This window comes from Steroidobacter flavus (genome assembly GCF_042651805.1).
Taxonomy (GTDB): domain Bacteria; phylum Pseudomonadota; class Gammaproteobacteria; order Steroidobacterales; family Steroidobacteraceae; genus Steroidobacter; species Steroidobacter flavus.
In genome coordinates this window covers 2,484,165-2,502,614 of the sequence record NZ_JBHSDU010000003.1, presented here as the reverse complement: position 1 = coordinate 2,502,614, position 18,450 = coordinate 2,484,165, and the positions used below count along the sequence as shown (strand labels likewise).

At 62.6% G+C, this 18,450-nt stretch carries 14 protein-coding genes; 5 read left to right on the top strand and 9 right to left on the bottom strand.

From position 1 onward, the window contains the following. Positions 1–149 precede the first annotated feature (149 nt). The 5 genes from ACFPN2_RS16445 (at position 150) to ACFPN2_RS16425 (ending at position 6,617) form a co-directional block, all read left to right on the top strand. Positions 150–2,099, top strand: coding sequence for a methyl-accepting chemotaxis protein (locus ACFPN2_RS16445; RefSeq protein WP_380598373.1), 1,950 nt, complete (start codon positions 150–152; stop codon positions 2,097–2,099). A 731-nt stretch (positions 2,100–2,830) separates the two neighbouring features. Next, the gene (locus ACFPN2_RS16440) at positions 2,831–3,187 is read left to right on the top strand and encodes a DUF1475 family protein (RefSeq protein WP_380598371.1); all 357 of its coding nucleotides are present in this window, start codon (positions 2,831–2,833) and stop codon (positions 3,185–3,187) included. After that, on the top strand, positions 3,184–3,987 hold the full coding sequence (locus tag ACFPN2_RS16435) for a DUF1295 domain-containing protein (protein ID WP_380598369.1): 804 nt from the start codon (positions 3,184–3,186) through the stop codon (positions 3,985–3,987). The genes ACFPN2_RS16440 and ACFPN2_RS16435 overlap by 4 nt, the downstream gene beginning before the upstream one ends. Positions 3,988–4,061: 74 nt before the next feature. Next, on the top strand, positions 4,062–5,135 hold the full coding sequence (locus tag ACFPN2_RS16430; RefSeq protein WP_380598367.1) for an SAM-dependent methyltransferase: 1,074 nt from the start codon (positions 4,062–4,064) through the stop codon (positions 5,133–5,135). Positions 5,136–5,234: 99 nt separating this feature from the next. After that, complete coding sequence (locus ACFPN2_RS16425) at positions 5,235–6,617, top strand: TonB family protein (protein WP_380598365.1); 1,383 nt, start codon at positions 5,235–5,237, stop codon at positions 6,615–6,617. 8 nt (positions 6,618–6,625) lie between these two features. On the opposite strand, the gene ACFPN2_RS16420 is transcribed toward ACFPN2_RS16425, so the two are convergent. Genes ACFPN2_RS16420 through ACFPN2_RS16380 form a run of 9 tightly spaced genes read right to left on the bottom strand, consistent with a single transcriptional unit; the run spans position 6,626 to position 18,383 of the window. Beyond that, positions 6,626–7,546, bottom strand: a complete 921-nt coding sequence (locus tag ACFPN2_RS16420) for a hypothetical protein (RefSeq protein ID WP_380598363.1) — start codon at positions 7,544–7,546, stop codon at positions 6,626–6,628. A 7-nt stretch (positions 7,547–7,553) separates the two neighbouring features. Then, a complete protein-coding gene (locus ACFPN2_RS16415) occupies positions 7,554–8,642 on the bottom strand; it encodes a VWA domain-containing protein (protein ID WP_380598361.1) in 1,089 nt (362 codons plus the stop codon). 15 nt (positions 8,643–8,657) lie between these two features. Then, positions 8,658–9,752 (bottom strand): vWA domain-containing protein, encoded by a 1,095-nt coding sequence (locus ACFPN2_RS16410; RefSeq protein WP_380598359.1) that lies wholly within the window; start codon positions 9,750–9,752, stop codon positions 8,658–8,660. Beyond that, on the bottom strand, positions 9,733–11,136 hold the full coding sequence (locus tag ACFPN2_RS16405) for an FHA domain-containing protein (RefSeq protein WP_380598357.1): 1,404 nt from the start codon (positions 11,134–11,136) through the stop codon (positions 9,733–9,735). The genes ACFPN2_RS16410 and ACFPN2_RS16405 overlap by 20 nt, the downstream gene beginning before the upstream one ends. Beyond that, complete coding sequence (locus ACFPN2_RS16400) at positions 11,136–11,969, bottom strand: MotA/TolQ/ExbB proton channel family protein (protein WP_380598355.1); 834 nt, start codon at positions 11,967–11,969, stop codon at positions 11,136–11,138. Before ACFPN2_RS16400 ends, ACFPN2_RS16405 begins: the two co-directional genes overlap by 1 nt. A gap of 17 nt (positions 11,970–11,986) precedes the next feature. After that, positions 11,987–12,316, bottom strand: coding sequence for a hypothetical protein (locus ACFPN2_RS16395; protein ID WP_380598353.1), 330 nt, complete (start codon positions 12,314–12,316; stop codon positions 11,987–11,989). A 29-nt stretch (positions 12,317–12,345) separates the two neighbouring features. Then, positions 12,346–14,757 carry a PEGA domain-containing protein gene (locus ACFPN2_RS16390; RefSeq protein WP_380598351.1) on the bottom strand — a complete coding sequence of 804 codons (2,412 nt, stop codon included), beginning with the start codon at positions 14,755–14,757 and terminating at the stop codon, positions 12,346–12,348. Further along, positions 14,754–17,099, bottom strand: coding sequence for a protein kinase domain-containing protein (locus ACFPN2_RS16385; protein WP_380598349.1), 2,346 nt, complete (start codon positions 17,097–17,099; stop codon positions 14,754–14,756). The genes ACFPN2_RS16390 and ACFPN2_RS16385 overlap by 4 nt, the downstream gene beginning before the upstream one ends. Before the next feature lie 33 nt (positions 17,100–17,132). Then, positions 17,133–18,383 (bottom strand): hypothetical protein, encoded by a 1,251-nt coding sequence (locus ACFPN2_RS16380; protein WP_380598347.1) that lies wholly within the window; start codon positions 18,381–18,383, stop codon positions 17,133–17,135. Positions 18,384–18,450: the final 67 nt, after the last annotated feature.

Below are 18,450 nucleotides of genomic sequence, written 5' to 3'. Positions count from 1 at the left end.
TCGGACAGCGAGTGAACCGAGTCACAAAAGCCATCACCCCTATACCGACTGGGGCAGCGCTTCTCTCAAGAACGCCCCGGGCCCGCCGATTCCGGTCTGAGGGCGAGCTTCGCCCGAATCAGGCTCGCCGCGAACTAAGAAAAGCACGTATGTCGAGTACATTGGACCGTTTTCTATCGCCTGGCATCCAGCTGATGCAGGTGGCGCGCCTCTCTATCAAGTTCGCGATCATCAGTACCGCCTTCATGGTGCCGCTGTGCGTCGCGGTGTACGGCGTGGTCAGCTATTCCAAGAGCAATATCGAATTCGCTCAGCAGGAAGAGCTGGGCACGGCGTTCCTGCCCTCCATGAATAAGTTCATGGATTCCCTGTCCGCCCGGCGCGCCGGTGGCGGCAGCAGCGCGACCGGCGCCGGCTCGGATGCGCTCGACCAGGCGACTGTCGTGAACCAGTCGCAGGACAACGCCCTCGCCATCGACCAGGAGCTGCGCCGTCTGCAAGCGAGCTGGAAGAGCGACGCGATCGAAGATACTGCCGCGCAGGCGCTCTCTTTGTACGGATTGATCAGCGACAACTCGAAGCTGACCCTCGATCCGGATCTGGATTCTTATTACGCCATGGCCATCGTCATGGACTATGCCCCGAAGCTGGCCGAGACCGCGGCCCGCTTCGACGCCCTGGCCCTGCAGATCAAAGCGGCCGGCACGGTGTCCAGCGCTGACGATGCCGCCATTCAGTTCATCGCCGCGCGTGCGTCGACCTATCGCGATTCGCTCACCCTGGCCATCAAGCGCGCCATCGGCGCGAACCCCTCGCTCTCCTCCAAGCTCAACGGCAGCAAGCTCGAGCAGGCGTATTTCGATTTCACTACGCAGGCCGAGAAGCTGCGTAAAGGCGACCTGACCGCCGCCCAGCCGGGCGTCGGCGGCAAGCTCAGCGACGAAACAATGTCGGTGTCGACGGCCACCACCGGCGTGTTGAATGATTTGCTGGCGATTCGCATCGACGGCTTCGAGCATCAGCGCAATGTTTTGCTCGCGATTACTTTGATCGGCCTGTCGATCGCCGTGTATCTGATCGCAGCCTTCTATTGGTCGAACGTGCGCGGCTTCGATGCGCTCATGACTCGCATGCGCAAGCTCGCGCAAGGCGACCTGACGACGAACTATCCCGCACGCGGCACGGACGAGATCGCACAGCTGCTGAATGCTTTTAACGGCAGCCGCGGACAATTGCAGAATCTGGTCCAGCGCATTCGTGAAGTCACCGGCGAGATCGATAGCGCCGGTCAGCAGATCGCCAGCTCTAATGATGAACTTGCTCAGCGCGAAGCGTCGCAGTCCTCCGCTGTGCGTATGACCGCCGAACGCGCTCAACAGGTTCAAGGCAACGTCCAGCGCAACCTCGACAACGCCTTGCAAGGCGAGCGTCTGTCCACTGATGCGCGGGGTGTCGCGTCCCGTGGTAATCAGGCTGTTGGTCAGGTCGTGCAGACCATGCAGGCCATCACCAGTTCGTCTCGGAAGATCGGCGACATCATCGGCGTGATCGATGACATCGCGTTTCAAACGAATCTGCTCGCACTGAACGCTGCGGTTGAAGCCGCGCGTGCCGGCGAACAAGGCCGCGGCTTCGCGGTGGTCGCAAGCGAAGTGCGCAGCCTGGCACAACGTTCTGCCACAGCGGCGAATGAGATCAAAAAGCTGATCGGCGCGTCGCTCGAAGACGTGCAGAAAGGCGCGGCGCTGGTCAATAGTGCCGGCGACACGATGAAGGAAATCCTCGCGTCGGTGGAAAGCGTTTCTCACATCATGCAAGAAATCGCGATGGCCAGCCGCACACAGAGCGACGACATCGCCCAGCTCCATCAATCCATCGATCGCATCGACGGCGACACCCACCAGAACGCCGCCCGCGTCGAAGAGACTGCTGCCGTCGCGCAGTCGCTGCGGGGTCAGGTGGAGACGTTGCTGGATGCAGTTGGAATGTTTACGTTGAGCAGCGATGTGGCAAGGGCGAAGAGCGAGACCACATCGCATGCAGCGACCGTGACTCCGAGCACGCACGAGAACGAGCAAACGCTGCGGTCAGCCGCGTAAGAGGCGGCCAGCTAGCGCTGGCGCTGCATTCCGGAAGTTCAGCACCAACACAAAGACTTGGGCACTAGCGGGCGTCGCGCACACATTACGGACGTCGCTACAACAAACGTCTCGGCGCCAGTTTTCGCTGCCGCACGCGCTACATGACGTCGACGCCAACCACCAGCCTAGCGGCGACAACCGGCACGGCATAACACACTCTGAACGTCGGCGCCCGCCACAAACGTATCGGCGATGGCCGGCGCAGCGTAACCACTCTGGACGTCGGCACCATCCACAACGCATCGGTGGTGGCCGGAGCGGCCTACCGAATTCCGGACGTCAGCACCATCCGCAACGTATCGGCGGTGGCCGGCGCGGCGTATCGCACTCCGGACGTCAGCACCATCACAAACGTATCGGCGATAGCCGGCGCCGTGTCCGCATTCCGAACGTCGGCACCAGCACGGCCGTATCGGCGGTGGCTGTTGGGGGGAGTGTCCTCCCGGCAATTGGATCCACCCAGGGACGGTGGTCCGATAGCAGCTACATGGATGTACAGCAACGTCGCGCGCGTCAGCGGGAGCGAAGCGTAGCGCCGGCGTGTGCGCGGTGCCGGGAGGACACTCCCCCCAACAGCCACCGCGAACCACTCAGGCCTCCGGGACGGGACGAGGCCTGCCGTTCAGGAATCTGCATCCAGCCAAGCCCGTCGCTACGAATACCTCTGGCAAACAAATAAGAGGCATTCCATGACCACCCGAGCCCTGCTGCAGCTCCTGTTTGCAGCCATCCTGCTGTCTCTCCTCGCCTACACCGTGTGGGCCAGCAGCCAACAGCCCGTCTGGCAATGGCAAGGCTGGGCCAAAGGCCCGGACCGGCACTGGACCATTGCGACGCTCATCGACGCGTACTACGGTTTCCTGACGTTCTTTGTCTGGGTGTGCTTCAAAGAGCGGGGATTCCTGTCGCGCGTTCTCTGGTTCGTGGCCATCATGGCCCTGGGCAACATGGCGATGGCGAGTTACGTGCTCTGGCAATTACAGAAGCTGCCGGCCGGCGCGCCGGCCAGGGACATCCTCACTTCACGAAACGAGCTGGCGAGATGAACGCGCTGCTGCTCGTCACGCTGGGCACGCTGCTGGTCTTTCTAATCATGACCGCGCTCTGGCTGCTCGGCATTCGTAATCGAAACTTCAGCTACGTCGATATTGGCTGGTCGGGAAATTTTGCGTTGCTCGCCCTGCTATACGCGGCACTCGCTCCCGGTTGGGAAACGCGGAAGTGGATCATCGCCGCGATGTATGGACTGTGGTCGGTGCGGCTCGCGGGTCATCTGGCCAAACGCATCATCGGCGAGCCGGAAGAAGGTCGTTATATCGAGCTGCGCCAGCGCTGGGCAGCCAATCTCAACGCGAAGTTTTTCGGCTTCTTTCAGCTGCAAGCATTACTGAACGTGATCCTGGCCGTGCCGCTGCTCATCGCTTGCCTGAATCCCGAGCCGAGCCTGCACCTGCTCGAAGCAGCCGGCGTCGCGATCTGGCTGGTGGGCTTGATCGGCGAGAGCATCGCCGACGGTCAGCTGGCCGCGTTCAAGCGGAATGCATCCAACCACGGCCGTGTCTGCGATGTAGGGTTGTGGCGTTACTCGCGTCACCCGAATTATTTCTTCGAATGGACCCTCTGGGTCGGCTACGCCGTGTTCGCGCTCGCCTCCCCGTGGGGATGGCTGGCGCTGGCGATGCCGGCATTGATGCTGCATTTCCTGATCAACGTCACCGGCGTCAAAGCCACCGAGGAGCAGGCGCTGCGCTCCAAAGGTGAGCGGTATCGTGAATATCAGCAGCGCACGAGTATGTTTGTTCCGTTACCAAGGAAGCGCTTCGCGGAAAAGACGACCAACGGTTAATAACCAGCCGTGGTCCATTGGAATCGATGCCGACACTGTAGAAAACTTTCTTTCGCATTCCACCGAGCTCAGCCATGACAGCAACCGTCATTACACCCCGTCCCGCCGATCCGGCGGTCTCCCTGCCCTTCCGTCTGCTGGCGCGCGATCTACTGCCGGACTCGGTCGTGCGCTTCGGCATTCGCAGGCTGCTAGCCGAGCGGCTGCGCGAAGAGAAGCGCACCAGTGAAGAGGCGCAACAGCGGCAACTGATGCGTTTCATAGCGCAGCTCAAGGCCAGCCCGATCGCGATCAACACGCGCGAGGCCAATGAACAGCACTACGAGCTGCCGTGCGAGTTCTTCGAAATGGTGATGGGCAAGCACATGAAGTATTCGTCCTGCTACTTCCAGCCGGGCGTGGCGTCGCTGGATGAAGCAGAGGCCGAAATGCTGGCGCTGACATGCCGGCGCGCCCGCATCGCCGATGGCGAAGACATTCTCGAGCTGGGGTGCGGCTGGGGCTCGCTCACGTTGTGGATGGCCGAGCGTTATCCGAACGCGCGCATCACCGGCGTATCCAACTCACGCACTCAGAAGCAATTCATCGAAGCTCGCGCCGCGAGTCGCGGCTTGAAGAACATTCACATCATCACCTGCGACATGAACGATCTGGCACTGGATCATGAGCGCTTCGATCGCGTGGTGTCGGTGGAGATGTTCGAGCACATGCGCAACTACGAACAACTGCTGGCGCGCATCGGCTCCTGGCTGAAGCCGGCCGGCACGCTGTTCGTGCACATCTTCACTCATCGCGACTACGCCTATCCGTTCGACGTGCGCGACGAGAACGACTGGATGGCCCGCTACTTCTTCACTGGCGGCATCATGCCGAGCGACGACCTGCTCGGCTATTTCCAGCGCGACTTACGGCTGTCGGACCATTGGCGCGTTGACGGAATCCATTACAGTCGCACCGCCGAGTGCTGGCTGGACAACATGGATGCCAATCGTGCGCGCATCGAGCCGATTCTGTCAGCCACGTACGGTGCGGAAAACATGCGCCGCTGGTGGGTGTATTGGCGCGTGTTTTTCATGTCCTGCGCCGAGCTGTGGGGTTATCGCGGCGGCCGCGAGTGGTTCGTCTCGCACTACTTGTTTACCAAATAGTCCGACGCCAACCTTTGATCTTGTGCATGCGGGCCGCGCGTCGTAGCCTGTCCCGCAGCGGAGAGAACGATGTCGAGCTGACGAGTCGGTGGGGTGACGATGAACATCAGGCCCGTGCTTGGAGCGGTGACGATGAGTGCCTTGCTCGGCCTCACGGGCTTGATGGCCGCCAATGCCGCCCCTCCGCCGCCGCGCCCGGAATCGCAACAGGAATTCTGGGCGCTCTATGACAAGCGCGATTGGTCCGCCGCCATCGAGGAAGCGCGCCGCCTGGTCGAACAGACGCGCGCCAATTCCCGCGATCCGCTGCAGCTCGCCAGCACGTTGACGCTCCTGGGCAACGCGCAGCTCAGCGGCGGCGATCGCGCCAGTGCCGAAGGCACCTTCCGCGAAGCGCTGCAGATCACTGAATCGCAAGGCGCTGGCTCCGGGCCGGCCGCAGTCGATCCATTGCGTGGCCTGGGCTACTCACTGGCGTTGCTCGAACGCCATGAAGAAGCCGTTCCCTATCTGGAGCGCGCACTCATCATCAGCCGTCGCTCCTTCGGCCTGTTCGATCCGAGTCAGCAGGGCTTGTTACGTCAACTCGCCGCCAGTCTGACACGCATTGGACGCGGTGCCGAAGGTCAGAAGCAGATGCTTTATCTGCAACGTATCGGCGAACGCACCTATGGCGAACGCGATCCGCGCATGTCGCCGGTGTACTGCGTGGTCGGCGACTGGTACGTCGATACCGGCAATTTCATGCTGGCGCGCGAGCGCTATCGAGCCGCGCTGGACGTCGTCGAGAGCAGGCTTGGCAAGAACGACCTGGCGCTGGTGCTGCCGCTGCGCTCGCTGGCGCGGAGTTATCTGCAGGAGGTGTATTTCATCTCGCAGGGCTACCAGCCGATGGAGCAGCGCGGTCAGATGGATGCCACGCCGATGGAGCCCCGAGGCATCAATCCCAAGTACATCAGCAGCGACGGCGAGCGGGCATTGCAACGCGCACTGACGATTCTAGATTCGCATGCCGACACGCCGCCGGCATTGCTGGCGGACACGCTGATCCAGTTCGGCGATTGGTATCAGGTAAAGCATCAGCCCGAGAAGGCGCTCACCTACTATCGGCGCGCCGCGACGCTGGTGGCCAAGGATGAAAAGGCCGCGCCCGAAGCAGCGGGCTCACCGCTGAGTTTTCCGGTGCGCGTCTACTATCCGACGCCGCCGCTGGCGATGCGTAATCGTCAGCTGGCGCCAGCGCAGATCGATGAGAAATTCGTGTCGGTGGAATTCACCGTCACCGGTTCGGGCGAAGTGCAGGACGCGAAGGTGGTCGAGCAGAACGGCTCGCAACGCCAGGCGTCGGAAGCACTGGAAGCGATCCGCGCGTCACGCTATCGACCGAAGTTCGTCAACGGCGAGCCGGTCGACACCCAGGGCGTGGTCAACCGCGAAGTGTTCAAGATCAAGAAACAGGACGGCGACGAAAGCCAGTCCTGAGCCCGCGACTAGGACTGAACGGGCGCCAGTCCGATCGCTTCGGGCTGAGGCGGTGTTTCTTCTTTCTTTTCTGAATCGTCTTTCTTCTCAGCGTCCGACTTTTCCACGTCCATCTCTTTCGACGCGTCCTCGTTCTCCTTCGCGGGCACAGTGACCTTGGGCAACGGCGCCACCACGGGGGCTTTCGCTGTTGCGGGCTGAGCAGGCGGTAACGTCTTAACCGTCGGCGCGGCGCCCGGGGCGGCAGGCGTCACGGGCACATCGGCCGTTGCCGATTCGGGCAACAGTCCACGCATCACGGCTTGCTCGCGGAATTCGACGGCGAGCTTGGCGCCCGCATCTCGCATCGCCAGTGCTGTGGCCGTCGACAATGGCGCTTCACTCGACAAGCCCTGCGACGGCGACGTGCCATATCCCGTGAAGCCCCACGAATCGGCGAGCTTGCCGTCGGGTAGATACACGTTCACGCGATACTTGATGCTCACTGCATAAAACGGCGAGCCCGCGTCGCGCGGCGTGACGAATGCATATTCCTCGATGCTCGGTTCCAGAATTGCAGCGACACCGCCCGGCACTTGAGTGCCCGCGTTGACGCTATCCACCGGGATCACGCGCTCAAACATCGCATTCATCAATCGCGTGATGCCATCGGCCTGCGCTTTACCCAGATCGACGTGCCACTTGGTGCTCCAGCGCTCCTCCTTGTGCACGTAATTGGCAAACTCGGTGGGCACGAACAACGCCACGCCGATCGGAATCTTCACCACCAGCGGCGGTGGAATGTTGGTGCTCGCAACCAGTTTCACCGGACCGCAGCCCGCGAGCCCCACCAGCACGGTGCCGAGACCGCAAGCCGCCGCGACGACGAGTTGCCGTCGGCAGGCTTGCAGCCACGAGCTCGAGCGAGACAGCAGTCGATTCTCTTTCACGATGACCTCAAGGCGCTGAGCCCGCAGCTAAGGCCGGGACGACAGGATCGCCGCCCGCGGCCGGCGTGGCTTCGTTGTCGCCGATCCGGAAGCGCGGACCGCCACGCGCCGGATCCTGCAGGCCGACGAACGAGCCGCCGTTACGTTGACAAAGAATCCGCATCAGGGTCGCGAAGCGGATGCTGGTGTACTGGGGCGCGTCCGGGCGCACCGGGAAGCCGATCGCGTGAATGCGCACGCGGCGCTCGCCGGTCGCGTCCTCGCGATTGATGATATCCACGCCCTTGACCACCGAGTCGATGGAGGAGCCGGTGAATTCATCCCCAAATACGTACAGGCTGATCTTCTTGTCCTTCGAGTGGTAGGTGCGGATCGCCTCGACGATGCCTTCGATGGGACTGGAATTGGAGAACACGTTCCAGGTGCGCAGGCGATCGATCACCGTGCGCCGCTGAGTCGGCGTGTCCGGAATCCACTTGCCGCGATAACCGCTGAACATGTAGGTGCCTTCGTCGCTCATCACCTGAAAGCCCTTCAACTGCGGATAGACGTTCAGCGTCTCCTCCACCTTCTGCAGCATCATGGGCCACACATAATTGAACATCGAGCCCGAAGTATCGATGATGAAGATGATGTATTCGCTGTCTACCGGAATTCCTCCGATGGCATCGTCTTTCTTGCGACGGAAGCCGGCGCCCAGCAGCCGTTTCATTTCCTCGGTCAAGGTCTGCTGCGCCGAGGCCAGCCGGCCTTCGAGCTGATTGGCGACGTCCGCTTCCTGTTTGGACGCGTTGTACTTTCCTTTGACGTCGCTCAGGTCGCCTTGCAATCGCGCGATGCGCCGTTTCTCATCCGATAACTGTTCCTGCTTCGCTTTCAAATCGCGATTCAGAATATCGGCCTGACCTTCGATCTCGATCAGCTCGTCCTGCAGGCTCAGCAGCTGCTCCTGCAGGTCTTCCTGCGACTGCTCGATGCTCGGCGTACGGATATTGCTCAACACCAGCAGCAACACCACCGACCCCAGGCCGCAAGTGATGCAGTCCAGGAACGAGATGCTGAAGACTTCCGTTTCGCGGCGTGCCCGCTTACCCATGGCTGGTGCTCCGGCTCATGGCCAATCCTTCGACGGGCTCATGAACGAGCCGCCGGTGTCGCGCGCCGCCACCCAGAACGCTGCCGGCGCCATCGGATCGCCCTCCATGGGCATCAATATGACGTTGAACGGCACGGTGCGCGGATATTTGGCGAACGCCCGCTCGAACAACTTGAGTCGCGCGTCGCCGTCGATGGTCTTGCGGATCAGCGGCGCAGCCGCGGCCTGCGTCGGCAAACCGTCGGTGACCATGATGACGTTGTCCGGCTTCGGATTGAGCGCGTTCAACGCGATGAAAGCGTTCTCGATACTGGTGCCGTCCGCGGGCACGGTCTTACGTAATTTATCGAGCGCTTCGGTCAGTGCGTTGGGATCGTTGGTCTTGAGCCACTTGCCTTCCGAGCCTTCCACCAGCGCGTAGGTCTTGGTGTTGAACGCGTAGATCTGGAACTGTCCTTCCAGCGGCATCTGCGCCGCCAGCCATTCGACCGTCGACACCGTGCGACGCCACTTTTGTGACATCAGCTTCTTGGCGTCAGACATGTTACGCATACGCAGGACGTTGACGACCGTCTCGTCGAGCATGCTGGCGGACACATCGACGAACAACAGAATACGATCGCCGCCGACCTTCAGACCCGTCAGATATTGACGATCGCCCTGACCGACGAAGCCGCGCACGCGCGTGCCGGTGGCGCTGGGATCTTTGCTCGCGCCTTCCAGGCGACGGTTGCCTTCTTCCAGCGACTTCAAATCGGCCTTGAGTCGCTCGATGGCCTCGCGACGGGACAATGTTTCTTTGTCCGAGTCCGCCAGCTCGACCTTGAGGCGCTCTGTCTCCTCGAGAACCCGGGTGCCCATGCCTTCGGTGCGCACCGACTCCTTGTCGGTCTCGATCATCGAGTTCCGCAGCACCACCAGCTTCTGGTAGCCCTCCAGCACTTTCTCTTCCATTTTGGAGACTTCGGCGCGCTGGGTCTGATCCATGGTCTGCGCACGCAAACCGCCTTGCGCGTTGATCAACGTATAGACGAGCACGACCGACCCGAATGCACACGTGATGCAATCGAGGAACGACATGCTGAAGACTTCAGTCTTGCGGCGCGCCATCGTCGTTCACCAGTTGAATCAGCTCGAGCGTGACGCCGGGCGAGCCCAGGCGCAGTCGATCGCCGACTGTCAGCGCGGTTCGTCCCGAGACTTTTTCGTCGTTGACGAAAGAGCCATAGGTACTCTGATCTTCGACCATGACGGCGCCATTACGCCGCACGACCGTACAGTGAGCGCGCGATATGCCCGGCAGTGCGCTCGGCAATATCAGCGCTCGCCGGCCACCGTCGACCGCCCAGCCGATGGTCAGCGGGTGCTCGGTGATGCTCCAGGCGCGGCCTTGAAACAAAACATGCGTGGGCCGCAGCTGCGGCGGAGTCGACTCGACATCCGACGAGTGCTCGTCGCCAGTCTCGGCGCGCGGCACAGGCAGCTGATACACGAGAGCCAGTGAGTCCGGCGCGCGGCGAATCGTTGTTTCGTACTGAAGCGCGCCCCACGCGGCGGCGGCGGGCGGCAACACTTGAATCGTGCAATCGCGCAGTGTTTTCAGACGATCCAGCAGCCCCGGCATCGCCGCGACCCGCTGTGACACTCGCAACTCGATCGGCAGGCCCGCGACGCGTGCGTTCTGCACGAGTCGTAACAATTCGAGATAGTGAGGCTCGGCGGCGGCGATGAGTTGCGCGCGTTCCATCTCCAGCTGCAGCTCGCGCTCGCCGAATTGGAACGACAGCGTGATCGCTTCCGCCTGCTGGAGCTCGCTCAGCCATTGCGGCAACTGATCGACCAGTCGCTGCTCGCTGCCGGCTTCATGCAACGGATCGAAACGGGTTTTACGAACGAAGTTCTCGGCGATGAATTTCGCCAGCGTCTGCTGAATGCCCAGCAAGCCGTGGCGTAAGGCGATCTCATAGCGGCTGCGCTTCAAGCCGGGATGTTCGCCGCCCGAATATTCGAGCACGGTCAGCAACGCCTGATGCAGTTCGAGATCGAGATGAAGCACTCGCGCGGGCACAGGCTCCAGACTGCACGCAGCCAACGCGGCGTCGACGAGACCCGCGACACGCACGCCCGTCTCGTTGATCACACCGAGCAACAGACCCAATTGCTCGCGGCTGTAGCCCGCGGGCACGGCGAGCAACACGCCTTCGTTTTCCTGCTTGAAACGGCCGAGCAACGCTTCGGCCTGCGCGAACGCGACGTCAGCGGTCGTGCCTGCGACCCGCGACGGACGCGTCAGCGGCTGAGTGCTCAGCCCGCGCCAGAAGTTTGTATTCGCCAGCAGCGGCTTGACTCGCAGCCGCTGAAGCGCATCCAGACCCGTGATCGTTGTTTGCTCTTCCAGCAAGGCGACGCCGGGGGCGTCAGCGACTACGTCGACACTCTCGCCTTGCTTACGCGCGATTACTAATGCAGCGTCGATGAGTTCAAGAGCTAGCACTACCTCACCTGCATGTGCCGGATCAGATGCTGGTCGATCCAATGATCGGTGTCGTGCACGAACTGCTCCTGCGACTGTTGCAGCTGGTGCAGGAAGAACATCAGGATCAATGTCAGCAGCAGTGCGACGAACGTGGCGTTGAACGCGATACCCAGGCCCGAGGTCACGCCGCTGATATCGCCGGTAACCGCCTTATGAGCTTGTAACAGCGCGTCGCCGATGTGACGCACGGTGCCGATGAACCCGATGGCCGGGATGGCCCAGGCGATGTAACGAATCATCGCCAGGCCTGAGTCGAGGCGATCCGCTTCGGAGTCGCACACCGCCTTCGAGGTTTCGGCGGAGTCGCGGATACTGCGCGTGGACGCGAAACGATCGAGCGTTCGTTGTAACGCGCGCACCACGAGCGAGCCTTTGTGTTGCTCCGGCACTGCTTCGAGTTGTCGCGAATAATCCTTGGCGTCCTCGGGCAAGACTTTGATGCCTTCGGGCACGTGGATCAGCTCGAGTTCGAGCAGCTTACGTTCGCGACGAACCAGGACAGCCTTGTAGCCTAGGATCAGCAGCGCCCAGATGAAGTGAATGATCTCGATTTCCTGCTCGGGCGCGTTGATAGTCAGGTAGAACGAGCGCTCCGGCACGTAATCCTTGTCGGCCTTCATGCGGGCCTGCTCGGTGGCGACGAGCTCGTCACCCGTAGGACGTATCCAGGACACATACAGGGCATGCACGACCACGATGGTCGCGATCAGCGCGGCCAGCGTGACGAAGAACTCGCTCGGATACGAGACCTTGCGGGCGGAGCGAGGAGCCGGTGCGGCGGCGGTAACCATGATGGAGTCCTGTCGAATCAAATATCGATGGGGAAGGACACGTCGAAATCGGCGCGGACCTGTTCCGACGGCACGAACCGCTCCGGCGAGCCGCCCTTGCCGGACGACTTGGCAGGCTTGGCGGCGGGCGTTTTTTCGCCGTCTTCCTCAGTCTTAGTACCCTGCTGAGCTTGAGTTTGTTCGTCGCTCTTCGGTGCGGCGGATTCGCCGGCCGGCTTGGGGTCGGCGGGCTTGGCGGCCGCCGGCGTCGCCGGCTTGGCAGGCGCGGGCTCGGCGGCCCAGCCCACGGAAACCGTGCCGGTCGCGCAACACGCAGCCAGAATAGTCAGCAGTCGTAGCGCTTTCATCTGTTGCCCCTCACCTACTCCGGCTCTTCTCACTCGGCATAGCGAGCGACGCGGAAGCCCACGTCATTCGCCTGACTCTCACCAAAACTGCGCGCGGACAGACGTAGATCCGTCACGCTCGATTGTTTCCAGCTGGCGCCGCGAATCACGTGTTGCTTGCCTTCGGCGGGACCCGAAGGATCCACCGCGACCCCGCCGCTGTCGCCACTCACAGTGTAGTAGTCATGTACCCATTCGGCGACGTTACCGCCGACGTCGAACAGGCCAAGGGGGTTCGCCGGGAATTTGCCAGTCGGCGCCGCGGCGGCGTAGCCGTCGTCGTAATCAGGAATGACATCCTGAACGATCAAACGTGCGGTCACATCCGCGTAATTCCCGGACCGTGGCGCTACTGGCAGCGCATCGCCCCAGGGATAACGCCGGAACTTGCCGTTACCCTCAAAGCGCGCCACCCATTCCCACTCGGCGTCGGTGGGTAACCGATAGCCCGTCGTCAGCGGCTTGGTCGGCACCATGCGACCGTCCTTGTTCTCGTACGCCGGCGGCAGCCCTTCCTGCTGCGACAGCCAGTTGCAGAACAGCGCCGCGTCCTGCCAGGTCACGCCCACCACCGGCTGGTTGTCCAGATCCAGCGTGTTCTGGCCGATGATGCCGGAGCGGTGCTCGGACTTGAACTTGCGGAACTGGCCGTTGGTGACTTCACTCACGCCCATGTAGAACGGCCGCTTGAACTGCACGTCCCGCTGCGCCTCGTTGGCGCGACGGCCCGGCTCGCGACGCGGGCTGCCCATGGTGAAAGTGCCCACCGGCATCAGCTTCAGCGCCTGATCGCCTTTACTACGAATGTTGGTCGGCGTAGCGGCCATCCGGGTTTGCTCGGGCGTGAGCAGCGTGGTCTCAATCTTCTGCGACACGCCGGGCCGCGGCGTGATGCTGGTCTTGTAGGTGACGAAACCGGTTTTGCGGATCTCGACGTCCTGCGTGGTCGCGACCAGTCGCAATTTCTGATTGGCAGCACCAACGGACTTGCCGTTGACGAACACTTCCGCGTCCGCCGGCACAGCCGCCACGGTCACTTCGCCGAACACGCCGGAGAGCGGCACGGACAGCGTGCGACTCTCGCCCGCCGACAGCGAAACCTCACGCGTCGCGGCTTCGTAGCCCGGTAACGTCAGCACGACGTTGTGTGGAATATCGGGTCGCAGTTCCAGCGCCACCGGCGTCTGGCCTCGATAGACACCGCCGACGGAAACGCTGGCGCCCGAGGGCTCGGAACGCAGCGCCAGTTTTCCATCGGGCAAGCCCAGTCGGACCGGGCCGAGATTCATCGGCTCGTTCGCTTTCACCTGCACGTCCGTGGTCCACGACTTGAAGCCGTCCATCCGCAGCTCGACCGGATGATTGCCGGCGACAATCTGCGTCGTCACCGGCGTGACACCGCGCTCTTCGCCATCGACAAACAATTTCGCGCCCGCGGGCTCGGAGCTCACCGTGACTTCAGCCCATGCCGGCACAAGCTTCGGCGTGAATGTTTGACTCTTGCCTTCGCCGATCACGTCCAGCTCGCCGGAGAACGGCTGATATCTCGCGGCGGCAATCGCGATCGTATGTTTGCCGGGCGCCAGCGTGAATTCGCCCGGCGCATTACCGAGCTCTTTGCCGTCGACCGTGATGCGCGCTTGTGACGGCACATCGACCTTCACTTTGCCGGGCAGCTTCTGCAGCTTCAGCGAGAATGTTTGATTGCTCTCGCTGGTGACCTTGGCTTGCAACTGCGCGGGTGAATAACCTTCCTGAGTCGCCTTGATTGTGTAATCGCCCGGCCGCACCAGCACGCGACCGCCGAAGTGCACTGCCGGCAACGTGCCCTGGATATCGACGTTCGCGGCAGCGGGATCGGTGCGCACGCTCACCGACGTCGCGGTGAAAATAAACCAGAGCACGACGGCCACGAGCGCGGCGGCAATGCCGACGACGATCTTCTTCAGATCGATCGAAACCTTGGTCTTGGTTTTGACCGGACCGCTCGGGCGAAACTGCAGCGGGTCGATGCGCTCGGCATCGCCTTCGCCGCCTTGCAAGCGGGACGTCGGCTCGATGATGGGCGGCGCTGTGATATTGCCGCTGCTGCCGTCGTCGACTTCGACGACGCGTTGATTGTCACGTTGCGCGAGCAGCCGCAAGCGTGCCGCGCCGAAGTTGATCACATCGCCGCTGCGCAGCCACGTGGAGTTCTGTACCGGCACGCCGTTGTGAAGCACTTCGACGCCGTCGGCGGGCTGCACGAACAGCTGATCCTCGTGCATTCCCAGATATGCTTCCGCGCCTTCGGGGCGGCCGGCCATGACGATGGCGCTGCCCTGCCCGCCTACAGCGATAGGAAAATCCGTGGCCGTGAATCGGCGCTCGCCCAGGGCCTCGCGAACGATCAGCTCGCTCAAATCTTATCCTCGCAGCGAATCACGACCGGTGCCGGCGCTGCTCCCGGCATCACGCTGATCTCCCGTCGCACGTCGCGATAGCCGGGTCGAGTGCCGACCACGGTATAGCTGCCGGGGACGAGCTCCAGGGAACGTTGCTCGAACGTGCCAAGGGCGCCAACGCGATAAATGGTCACTTGAGTGATGTTGTCCGAACGCAGGGCGACCGGCACCGGCACGTCGGCACGCGCCAGCCATTCGCCCAGAGTCTTGATTTGCCGGCTCAGGATCGGGCCGGGATTGGCGATGCCCGAGGCGCGCGTCAATGTTTCTTTCGCCACCACCCGCACCGACTGACTGAACAAGCGCTCGGGCTGCGTCAGATACATTTCCAGCTGCTCGTTCAACGCTGCGCGCGGCGAAGCGCGGGCCACGCCGTCGTTGGCCGCGGCCACGGTCGAATCCAGATCGAGGACACTGCGATATTCCTTGACCGCCTCGGCCCATTTCTCTTGCGACTCGAGCTGCTGAGCCTGCTGCAGCTTCACGCCGATCACGCCAGTGCGTTGCTCTTGCTCGATCTGCCGTAACGCCTGCGGAATCTCCGGCGCATCGGGACGAATGCGACGGGCGGCCTCGAACGCCTCGCGTGCTTGCGAATAGTTAGTCGCCGCGAGCGCGCTATAACCGCGTGCCATCGCGCTCGCGAATGCATCGGATGCCTGACGCGACGTGATCCGCGAGATGCCTTCGCTGGCTCGCGTCGCGTCGGCATCGAGCGCCAACGCTTTGTGGAAGCTGTCGAGCGCGGCGGTCGCGTTGCCATCCTTCTCGAGACCTTCCGCTTTGGTCAGTAACGCGAGCACTTGATCCAACGTGCCCGCGCGCTTCAAGCCACGCGACGCGACCTGGTTGTTCGGCTCCAGCTTCAGCGCCAGCTCGAACGCAGCCTTGGCGTCTTCGGAACGACCGTCTTTCAATGCCTGCGCGCCCGCCTTCAGTTGCTCGGCGAGCACTTGCGGCGCGCGTTTCTCCAGCGCGTCGAGCAACGGCGAAATTTCATTGAGCTTCTGTTCGGCGGCGGTGTATTCGCGGGCGGTCACGTCTTGATCGGCGGCCGCCAGCAACGAATTCGCACGACTGATTTCTTCGCCGCCCCACTGCGCGACGGCTCGCTCATTGAGCTTCTGCAGACGCTCGTCAATGGCGCCGCGCAGTTCCTCGGCAGCCTGCTTGGCCTTGGCCAGGGCGGCGAAATCGAGTTCCTTTTTCTCGGCCGGCTGCTCTTCGGCTTTGGGAGGCGCGACGACCGCGGCGGTCGGCGTCTTCTGCGCCGGCTTCTCGCGCTCCATCACCTTGGGCAGCACGAAGAAGACGACGCCGACGGCCGCCACGCCGAGCGCCACCAGCGACGCTCCCAAGCCGCGCCGGAACCCTTGGCGACGCAGATCGTCCTCGCTGACGCGCGGAGCGGTCGTGCGTTGCCACTCGCTACGCAAAGTCTCGCCCTGACCCGGCGGCGGCCGCAAACCAGGCGGCTCGATCTTCACCGAAGCAGGCTTGATGGAAGCAGGCTCGTTCATATCGCTCATCATCGCAGGCGGCGGCAGACTGGCAAGCGCCGCACGCAAATCTCTTTCGACATTCCCCATATCCCTAGGTCGATCCTCGGGCCGCCGCGCCAGCAGCCGTGTAACCAATTGTGTAACAGCCGCTGGCACGTGGGCTGGCAGCGGTGCCGGCTCACGCGTTACGTCGCTCGCCGCCGCCGCGTCCGGATAGAACGGCGGATAACCCGACAATAACTCGTAGAGCAGCGCGCCAAAACCATACATATCGTCGGCGACACTGGCCGGCGCACCGGCGAGCTGTTGCGGACTGGCACTGAACGGCGAGCCACGGCTGAGCGCACCGAAATCCGCCAGCAACGGCGTGCCGTCCGCACTCAACAATACGTTCGCGGGCTTCACATCCCGGTGGACGATGCCCGCGGCATGCACTGTCGCCAACGCCGACGCGATCGGAATCGTCGCTTGCAGGATCTCGGCACAGCTACGACCGCGCAGCTGAGTTAGATCGCCACCCGCGGCGTAATCCATCGCGAGCCACGCGTAGCGCGCCGACCGCTGCAGCCCTTCGACTCGCAGAATATTCGGATGGCCGAGCGCCGCGACTCGTGCGTACTCGCCGTGCAAAGCCGCGCAGATCGCCTCGTCTTGCGCCAACTCCGCCGACAAAATCTTGACCGCGACCGGGCCGCGGCGTTCACGTTCTTGCGCCAGCCAGACTTCGGCGCTGCCGCCCGCTGCGAGACGGCGCACCAGTTTCAGATCGGCAGACAGTTCCTGCCCGCGCTCCAGCATGACGAATGAGCTTTCTGGATCGGGCGCCCCGCGTTACCCGCCGGTGTCGGGCTTGGGAGCTGCCCCTTTCGACGCCGTTTCCGCCGGCACGGGGGTGACAGGCACCGCCACGCCAGTTTCGTTTTCGTAGAGCTCTTTGAGCAAGCGCCGCCACTCGGTGTACTGCTCTTCCGCCGTGCCCTTGAGCTGCAGCGTACGGCCTTCCACCTCGACCACCATGGGCTGAACTTCGGCCTGGAACGATTCACCCAGCTGCTTCAACGAGTCGGAGTGCAGTTTCACTTCCGCGCCCTTGTCGAAGCCACTCTTCACGGCATACGCGCCGCCGAAGATCGCGCCGGTGGCAGCGGCCTGCCCGGCATATGTATTCGCTTCCGCGCCGACCACGAGACCGCCGACGATCGCCGCCGCGCCGAGCAGCTTGCGAGTGATCGCCGAGCGCTTCGCCTCGTCTTTCGCTTCGAGCTCCGAGTAGCTGTAGCGGCGCCAGTTGGTGTACGGCTCGGACATGTTTTCAGAGAACAGCGAGTAATGCTCGTTGATCGTGTCGAGCAGGGCGTAATCGCGCTCCCGGATCCGATCCATTCGTTGCAGCATCGGATCGTCCTCCGAGGGCAGGCGCACGACCTGCTTCACGCCCTTCTTATCCTCGGTCATGTAATTGCTGAAGGCATACGGGGCGAGATCGGAAGCGAAGCGCAGCTCGGACACACGGCGCACGTTTTCCAGATCGGCCGCGGTCATCTGCTGACGGTACATCAGCATGTCGTTCGCGAGCGTGTTGTACAGGTTCTGGAAAGGATCGCGCGGCTTGCCGGTTTGATCCTTATAAGAGCGCGTATCGGCGAGCTGGTTGTACTCGCGCTTGAACCATTGCCTGCCGGTTGCATCCGTTACCGTGATCTCGGCGCGGAGCACTTGACCGCTCGACTCAATGATCTTGCCGGAGACATACACGTCGAGCGCATCGGCGTCTTGCGGCATCACTCGGACCTGGCCCCACTGGCCGGTGCCTTCGAGCGTGTTACGTAGCTGCATCGGGAGGTAGCGCGCCTCGGCTTTGCGCACCTCGGGGAAGATGTGCTCCTGCTCGAGCTTCTTCTCGTCCTTCGGGACGTTCTCTTCAAACAAGCGCACGCCTACGTCCAGCAGTTGCGCCTGGGGTATCTCGGTGGCGGCCTGAATGGCCTTCACCCGCTGCTGCGGGCGGGTCTCATGGGTGACACATCCGGCCGCGCCCAGCGCGGCCACTGACAGGACGATTAGAGCAAGCGTGCGCTTCATAACTTTTCAACCTGAGCCGTTCTTTTCGCTGTGCCTTACCTGCCCCATTGACGCCGCATCGTTCCGC